This window comes from Klebsiella sp. EMBS2024 (genome assembly GCF_036233805.1).
Classification (GTDB): domain Bacteria; phylum Pseudomonadota; class Gammaproteobacteria; order Enterobacterales; family Enterobacteriaceae; genus Klebsiella; species Klebsiella pneumoniae.
The window spans coordinates 578,349-582,962 of record NZ_JAZARW010000001.1 but is presented as its reverse complement, the minus strand read 5'-3'; the positions used below and the strand labels follow the sequence as shown (position 1 = coordinate 582,962).

At 59.4% G+C, this 4,614-nt stretch carries 5 protein-coding genes and 1 pseudogene; 1 reads left to right on the top strand and 5 read right to left on the bottom strand.

Going from position 1 to position 4,614, the window contains the following annotated elements:
* Positions 1-507: 507 nt before the first annotated feature.
* The 4 genes from VZP09_RS02700 to VZP09_RS02685 all read right to left on the bottom strand — a co-directional run bounded on the left by VZP09_RS02700 (position 508) and on the right by VZP09_RS02685 (position 3,917).
* Entirely contained in the window at positions 508-1,461 is a 954-nt protein-coding gene (locus VZP09_RS02700) for an aldo/keto reductase (RefSeq protein WP_328794878.1), read from the bottom strand.
* A gap of 128 nt (positions 1,462-1,589) precedes the next feature.
* A complete protein-coding gene (locus VZP09_RS02695) occupies positions 1,590-2,366 on the bottom strand; it encodes an ABC transporter substrate-binding protein (RefSeq protein ID WP_002892707.1) in 777 nt (258 codons plus the stop codon).
* A gap of 19 nt (positions 2,367-2,385) precedes the next feature.
* Positions 2,386-3,564 carry a M20 aminoacylase family protein gene (locus VZP09_RS02690; RefSeq protein ID WP_004176999.1) on the bottom strand — a complete coding sequence of 393 codons (1,179 nt, stop codon included), beginning with the start codon at positions 3,562-3,564 and terminating at the stop codon, positions 2,386-2,388.
* A 215-nt stretch (positions 3,565-3,779) separates the two neighbouring features.
* Positions 3,780-3,917 (bottom strand): hypothetical protein, encoded by a 138-nt coding sequence (locus tag VZP09_RS02685; RefSeq protein ID WP_012737575.1) that lies wholly within the window; start codon positions 3,915-3,917, stop codon positions 3,780-3,782.
* Between VZP09_RS02685 and VZP09_RS02680 the strand changes: the two are divergent.
* Positions 3,880-4,001: pseudogene (locus VZP09_RS02680) on the top strand (hypothetical protein); the annotation flags it as partial. The gene VZP09_RS02685 and the pseudogene VZP09_RS02680 sit on opposite strands and share 38 nt — an antisense overlap.
* 68 nt (positions 4,002-4,069) lie before the next feature.
* Here VZP09_RS02680 and VZP09_RS02675 read toward each other — a convergent pair.
* Complete coding sequence (locus VZP09_RS02675; protein WP_002892701.1) at positions 4,070-4,525, bottom strand: RcnB family protein; 456 nt, start codon at positions 4,523-4,525, stop codon at positions 4,070-4,072.
* Between the last annotated feature and the right edge of the window lie 89 nt (positions 4,526-4,614).

Genomic DNA, 4,614 nt, shown 5'->3' with positions numbered 1-4,614 from the left:
GCCGGGTGGCGGCTGGCGCCTTACCCGGCCTACGGTCCGTAGCAGCCAGCCGTTAACTTACCCACTTGTGCGACTGAAACTGCCGGTGTTGCGGCCTCAACATCGCTGAGACGTTCCCGGAAGGCCGGGGCAGCCCGCATGGATGCGGGCTGAGGGCCGTGTTTTGCAGGGACGCTGCCTCGGCCCGACCCGAAGCCTGCAGGGATAAGTCGAAGGNACCGCGCAGCGGCGATGTTGCTGGCCGGAGCCCGGGGGTACAGGGGGCGGCGGCGACTGGCCGCCCCCTGTGCGCTCCCNGCNCCATGACTGCCATAACGCAGACAATTAACCGGGAGCGCAATCGGCCCGGAAGTAACATAGAAGCTGTAGCCCTGCTAAGCGCAGCGCGNNCAGGGACATTTCCGGTTGCGCCGNTATTTNGCCGGGTGGCGGCTGGCGCCTTACCCGGCCTACGGTCCGCGTCATGTATAGCCTTCCCCCCTCTCCCCGCCGGGNAGAGGGATTGCCTCAGGCGCTGGCGCCGTCCAGCCGCGCCACTTGCTCCGCGCTCAGGCTCAGCGCCGCCGCGCGGGCAAAACTCTCCACCTGAGCCACGCTGGTGGCGCTGGCGATCGGCGCGGTCACCCCTTCGCGGCCGATCAGCCACGCCAGGGCCACCTCAGCCGGCTTCGCGCCCTGCTCGTCCGCGACCGCCGCCAGGGTATCGATAATCCGCATGCCGCGCGGATTCAGGTACTTACCAATCCCGCTTCCGCGCTGGCTCTGTGTCAGATCCGACGGCTGGCGGTACTTACCGGTTAAGAACCCCGAGGCCAGGCTGTAGTAGGTCACCACCCCGATATCGCGGCTGACGCAGAGATCCCACAGCGCGCCTTCAAAGGCGGAGCGGTGGTAGAGGTTATATTCCGGCTGCAGCACCTGCCACGCAGGCAAGCCGCCCTTACGCGCCACCTCCAGCGCCCCCGCCAGCTGCATCGCATCGAGGTTAGAGGCACCCATCGCGCGGATTTTTCCGGCCTGCTGCAGGCTGTGGAAGGCCTCCAGCGTTTCCGCCACCGGGGTTTGCGGATCCGGCCAGTGGGAGAAGTAGAGGTCGATATAATCGGTATTCAGGCGACGCAGAGAGTCGTCAACCGCCTGTTGGATCCAGGCTTTGCTGAGCCCTTTATGGCCGGGGAGGCCGAGATCGGAGCCGACTTTGGTGAAAATTTTGACTTTATCGCGCATGCCGGGGCGCGCCTGTAGCCAGCGGCCGATTATGGTTTCAGATTCGCCGCCCTGGTTGCCCTCCGCCCAGCGGGAATAAACATCCGCCGTATCGATAGCGTCAAAACCGTGGTCAACGAAAGCATCAAGAAGAGCAAAACTGGTTTTTTCATCGATGGTCCAGCCAAAGACGTTGCCGCCAAAGACTAATGGGGCGATGGAAAATCCGGTTTTGCCCAAAGGACGTGTCATCATGCCGAGTACTCCTTAGCTTATATTCTGCTTCCCTCAGGTAACCACAGGGGTCAGGAGAGGAGGTCGATTGGATAATCAGAAAAGGAATCTTACGGCGGGCGCTCCACGCCCGCAGGTACACTCTGACATTATGTCCCGGAATAAACATCAAAGCTAAAATATTTGCCAGCTAATTTTTTATAGGTGCCGTCGGCAAGAATCTTCGCAATCGCGCCGTTAATTTCCTGACGCAGCGCCTCATCGTCTTTACGCAAACCTATCGCCGCCCCGGCGCCAAACAGCGTATCGTCCTGCAGATGGCCGCCGACAAAGGCGAATTCTTTACCCTGCGGCTGCTGCAGGAAGCTGTAGTCGGCCATCATCCCGGAGAGCACCGCGCCGTCGATGCGCCCCGACTCCAGGTCACGCACCACGCTATCGGCCCCCTGGTAGGCCACAATGTTTATCCCCTGCGGCCGCCAGTGCTGGTTAACATACGTCTCCTGCGCCGAGCCCTGCTCCACGCCGATGGTTTTGCCCTTCAGCTGTTCCGGCGTATTGCCTTGCAGGGTATTTTTACGCGCCACGAGGAACACCGGCCCGTTATACAACTTGTCGCTAAAGGCAATCTGCGCTTTGCGCTTCTCGGTCATATACATCCCGGAAAGGATCGCGTCGAATTTACGCGCCTTCAGCGCCGGGATAATGCCGTCGAAATTGCTTTCCACCCACACGCATTTCGCCTGCAGCTGCTGACAAATGGCGTTGCCTAAATCGATATCAAACCCCGCCAGCTTGCCCTGCGGATCTTTCCATTCAAACGGCGCGAAAGTCGGGTCGACGCCGAAGCGGATCTCCTTTCCCCCTTCGGCCAGCGCCGACGTCGACGCCATTAATGCCAGCCATAGCAACAGTGATTTTTTCATTCGCGTTCTTCTCCAGAGATTAGCGACAGTGTTTTTCCACCAGACGGGCGAACAGCGTCGCGCCGATGGTGATAATGTCATCGTTAAAGTCGTAGCCGGGGTTGTGCACCATGCAACCGCCCTTCTCCCCTTTCTCGCCATTGCCGAGCAGGAAGTAGCTGCCCGGGCGTTCACGCAGCATAAAAGCGAAATCCTCGCTGGCGTTCATCGGCGAGACCGACTCCAGGACCCCTTCGCGGCCAAACACCTCCAGCGCCAGCGCCCGGGCGAAATCGGTCTCTTCAGGACTGTTGGTTAATACCGGATAGGAGTCGTAAACCTCCACTACGCTGCTGGCGCCATAGCTTTTGGCGGTAAAGTCAGCGAGCTCGTGAATACGCTTGATCAGCAGGTCGCGGATTTCCGGCTTCATCGCCCGCACGCTCAGCTCCATCACCGCGCTCTCCGGAATGACGTTGGAGGCGATACCGGCCTGGAAGGTGCCGACGCTGACCACTGCCGTTTCTCCCGGCGGCACGTTGCGCGCCACAATGCTCTGCAGGGCCATCACCAGCGCCGCACCGGCGACGATCGGGTCGACGGTGCGCTCGGGGTGGGCGCCGTGGCCGCCGTAGCCGGTAATCGTGATTTTGACGGTGTCCGCCGAGGCCATGAAGTTGCCGGCGTAGAAGCCCAGCTTGCCTACAGGCAGGCCTGGCATGTTGTGCAAGCCAAAGATGCGTTCGCAGGGAAACTGCTCGAACAGGCCGTCTTTAATCATTAAATCCGCGCCGCCGATAGCCTCTTCCGCCGGCTGAAAAATCAGATGCACCGTGCCGTTGAACTGACAGGCCGGCGAGGCGATATATTTCGCCGCCGCCAGCAGAATGGTGGTGTGACCGTCATGGCCGCAGGCGTGCATTTTTCCTGGCGCCGTGCTGGCCCAGGGTAAACCGGTGGTTTCCTCGATCGGCAGGGCATCCATATCGGCGCGTAGGCCGATGGTGCGCGGAGAATCGCCTTTGCTCAGGCTGCCGACCACGCCGGTCTTGCCGAGACCGCGCGTCACCTGATAGCCCCACTCCGTCAGCTTGCTGGCGACCAGTTCGCTGGTATTAAACTCTTCAAGACTTAATTCCGGATTGGCATGTAAATAATGACGGATAGAAATCATTTCCGCTTCCGTCGCTTTAATTTCTGGAATTACATAATCACTCATGCCGCTCTCCGGGAAATAAATTAAGGACTTATCACGGTATCGCGATGAAAAGTTTATGCAAGCAGCATTTCTAATACCTGGAATCGACGCATCTTATTTAATAATCCACTCACCACAGCGCAATGAATAATTAAAATAGTGCAATCAAAAAATANNAGTTTATTTTTTTGAGAATTTCCCGTTATTTACCCTACCGTGCACGGCCACATCCAGCGTTATATAAAATAAACGGGCAGGCAATTACAGAGGCTTTTCCTTCTCGCAATCGTTGCGCTGGCGGGCTGCAGCGCGCCGATCGCCGCCGCTTCCAGCGGCGTGGCGTCAGATACCGCCTCGTTGCTCTCGAAGGTCAACGTTTATCATCTGACCGAAAAAGGGCTGGCCGCCCAGGCAACGATCAATGGTTATAAATACTGGCCGGATGCTGCGCTGGATCCNNAGCTTTCCGCGAGTGCGCCATCGCCGGATCAGGCTTTTCCTGACCCGGCGTCGCGGAGCAGCGCATTTAGTGGCCGAGGGCGCCGCTCACCAGAATCGAGGTGATGATCCCGGTCGCCGCGGCGATCAGCACATAGTTACCGTCGATATAGGACCAGTGATGGCCTTCCGGCGGGGGCGGCAGGCCGCGGTCGCTCCAGTCGCGGACGCGATATTCATCGCCACGGAACGGCGCCGGAGCCGGGTGGCCTTTGCGGAAATCGTTCCCGCGCCAGGCGAAATGGTCCTGCTCATGACGTGCCAGATCGCGTTTGTCATGGCCGTCGCGATCCGGGCCACGCTGGTCATGGTCGCCCTGATGATGCGCGTCAGGTCCGCCCTGCGGTGCATGCCCGTCATGGTCCGGACCGTTCTGCCACACCGTGGGTTGCCCCGGACGATGGCCGTCGTTCGGGCCATCGGCAAAGGCCGGGACGCTCAGCACACAGGATAAAATTACTGCCAGAGAAATCATCTTTTTCATGGTACACCTCCTGATTCAGCTCCTTTGTACCGGGCAAATGTGAAGAAAGAGTGAGTAACTGGTTAACCAGGACGATTCCTGGCATCGGC